Source organism: Collinsella sp. HCP28S3_G2 (genome assembly GCF_052065125.1).
Lineage (GTDB): Bacteria > Actinomycetota > Coriobacteriia > Coriobacteriales > Coriobacteriaceae > Collinsella.
Window position 1 is genome coordinate 1 of record NZ_JBQHUO010000027.1, and the last position, 2,471, is coordinate 2,471.

At 63.0% G+C, this 2,471-nt stretch carries 2 protein-coding genes; both read left to right on the forward strand.

The genetic code is table 11. The features are described 5' to 3' along the window. The first annotated feature begins 161 nt into the window (after nt 1-161). Nucleotides 162-1,616 (forward strand): IS21 family transposase, encoded by a 1,455-nt coding sequence (gene istA, locus ACTNB2_RS08725; RefSeq protein WP_441042621.1) that lies wholly within the window; start codon nt 162-164, stop codon nt 1,614-1,616. Next, entirely contained in the window at nt 1,613-2,359 is a 747-nt protein-coding gene (istB, locus tag ACTNB2_RS08730) for an IS21-like element helper ATPase IstB (protein ID WP_304202432.1), read from the forward strand. The genes istA and istB overlap by 4 nt, the downstream gene beginning before the upstream one ends. The last annotated feature ends 112 nt before the right edge of the window (nt 2,360-2,471 follow it).

Below are 2,471 nucleotides of genomic sequence, written 5' to 3' on the forward strand. Positions count from 1 at the left end.
TGTTTAGGGCAATCTGATTGTTGCTAGTGCGGCACCCATTCTTTTCATCTACGGAAACGAAAAATTTCAGAAAAGGCAAAGGCATGCCGACCAGCTAGGCCTACCGTTGCAATTGCAGCTACCAACTGACAATTGCACAGGAGGCAGGAAGGATGATCAGCATGCCAATGATCGAAAGTATACGAGAGATGTCGAGAAGGGGCCTCTCCAATGCGGAGATACAGCGCAGGACGGGGATATCCCAACCGACGATCCGCAAGTACATCGCGATGGACGATTTCTCGCCGCAGGCCCCGAGCCTGCAATCGCGCCCGTCGATCCTTGACCCTTACAAGCCCTTCGTCGACGAGATCCTGCTCGGCGACCAGCGCGTATGGCGCAAGCAGCGACACAGCGCAAAGCGCATATACGAGCGCTTGCTGGACGAGACCGCCTACGACGGCGGCTACGGAACCGTCAAGAACTACGTGAGGAGGCGCAAGGCCGAGATATCCGCGGCGTCCGACTGCTATATGGAGCTTGTCTGGGCGCCGGGGGAGGCGCAGGCCGACTTCGGCGACGTCGACGTGCTGGCCGGGGGAGAGCGCGTGAGGATGCACTTCCTGGTGCTCAGCTTCCCCTTCTCCAACATGGGCTTCTGCCAGCTCTTCGCGGGCGAGACCAGCGAGTGCGTGTGCCAGGGCCTCCGCGACATCTTCGAGCACATCGGCTGCGTTCCCACCCGCATCGTCTTCGACAACGCCACGGGCGCCGGCAGGCGCCGCGGGCAAAGCGTGACCGAGGCGGACCTCTTCCGCCGGATGAAGGCCCATTACGGGTTCGAGGCGACCTACGCCAACCCCCGCGCCGGCAACGAGAAGGGCAATGTGGAGCGAAAGGTCTACTGGTGTCGCCAGCATCTGTTCACGCCTGCGCCCAGCGTCGACGACATCGAGCTGTTCAACGCGGAGCTGCTCAGCCGCTGCTCGGGCTCGGGTTCGAACCGCCACTACGAGAAGGGGCTGACATGGTCGGAGCTGTTCGAGAGGGACAGGTCGGCGATGCCGCCCCTGCCCGCCAAGCCCTTCAGCTGCATGCGATTCGTCACCGGCGTGTCGGTGGACAAGCGCGGCGACGCCACCGTCGACGGCGGCCACCGCTACCATGTGGGCCACAGGCAGGCTTCCGGCACCGTCACCGCCGTGTACGGCGCCCACACCGTCGCGTTCGCGGACGCCGCGGGCGAGATCGTGGCGGAGCACGCGAGGAGGTTCGGGGCCGCGAAGAACGGGCCGGAGGCCGTGTCCCAGCTGGCGTTGCTGGTGAGGAAGCCCGGCGCATGGCGCAACTCGGCGGTCAGGGCCGCCATGCCCGCAGACGTGAGGGTCCATGTGGACGCGCTGGAGTCGGCTGCCAGAAAGGACCTGATCGTGTGCATGCGCAGGTGGTGCAGGGAGAGCTCGGTCGAGGACGTCGGCGCCGCTATCTCCGAGGTGCTGGCCTCAACGGGGAGAGCCAGGCCCTCCGACGTGGAGATGATGCTCGCGAGGATGGGCGGGTTCGGCCTTGGGACGGAGCCCGACGTCGGCCCGGATCTCACTGTCTACGACAGGATGCTCGGAGGTGACGCCGCATGAGCGCGCGAGGCGACCTGGAGAGCGCGGTGAGAAGAGGGTTCAGGGCCGTGATGCTATCCAACCACACTGCGGAGAAGTACGCGTCGGAGTCGACGGCCGCAGAGCTCAGGTTCTTGGCAGGCATGTTCGAGGAGGAGCTCTCCTGGAGAGAGGAGAGCAGGAGGGGGCGGCTGCTGAAACGGGCCAAGTTCCCGGTCCCCAAGACCTTCGAAGGGTACGACTGGTCGAGGGTAAAGGTGCCGGAGGAGATCGGACGCGGGGGCATCGAGAGCTGCAGGTTCATTGCAGACAAGCAGAACCTCGTCCTGTACGGCGGCGTGGGGAACGGCAAGACCCACATGGCCATAGCGTGCGGAACCGCAGCCTGCGCCATGGGGATGACGGTGATGTTCACGACGATCGCAGACCTCGTCGTGAGGATGACCAAGGCCGAAGCCGAGGGAACCTTGGAGAAGGTGTTCAAAGAGGTCGAGAGGGCCGATCTGGTGATACTGGACGAGCTTGGGTACCTTCCCATAAACCAAGATGGCGCCAAGCTCCTGTACCAGGTGGTGAACAAGTGCTACGAGAGGAGAAGCCTTATCGTGACCACGAATCTTGAGTTCAGCAGGTGGGGAAAGATCCTGACCGACGACCAGATGGCGGCTGCCATGATCGACCGAATCGTCCACTACGGCCACCTGGTCGTGTTCGAGGGGCCGACGAAGAGGATGGAGGCCTCGCCTATGGCCCGAAGGGGCTAAGAGGCAAAGCCAAAGAGAGAAAGAGGCACGCCTTTGCCAAACCTGAAACCTTTCCTTGCCACGTGTGAAAAGAACCGCTGCCTCAATTGAAAGCCCGAGCTTGACACAAACA

What these genes read in the sequence shown, in the direction of transcription:
- istB (WP_304202432.1), top strand. Translation starts at nt 1,613, where the DNA reads ATGAGCGCGCGAGGCGACCTGGAGAGCGCGGTGAGAAGAGGGTTCAGG.
- istA (WP_441042621.1), top strand. Translation starts at nt 162, where the DNA reads ATGCCAATGATCGAAAGTATACGAGAGATGTCGAGAAGGGGCCTCTCC.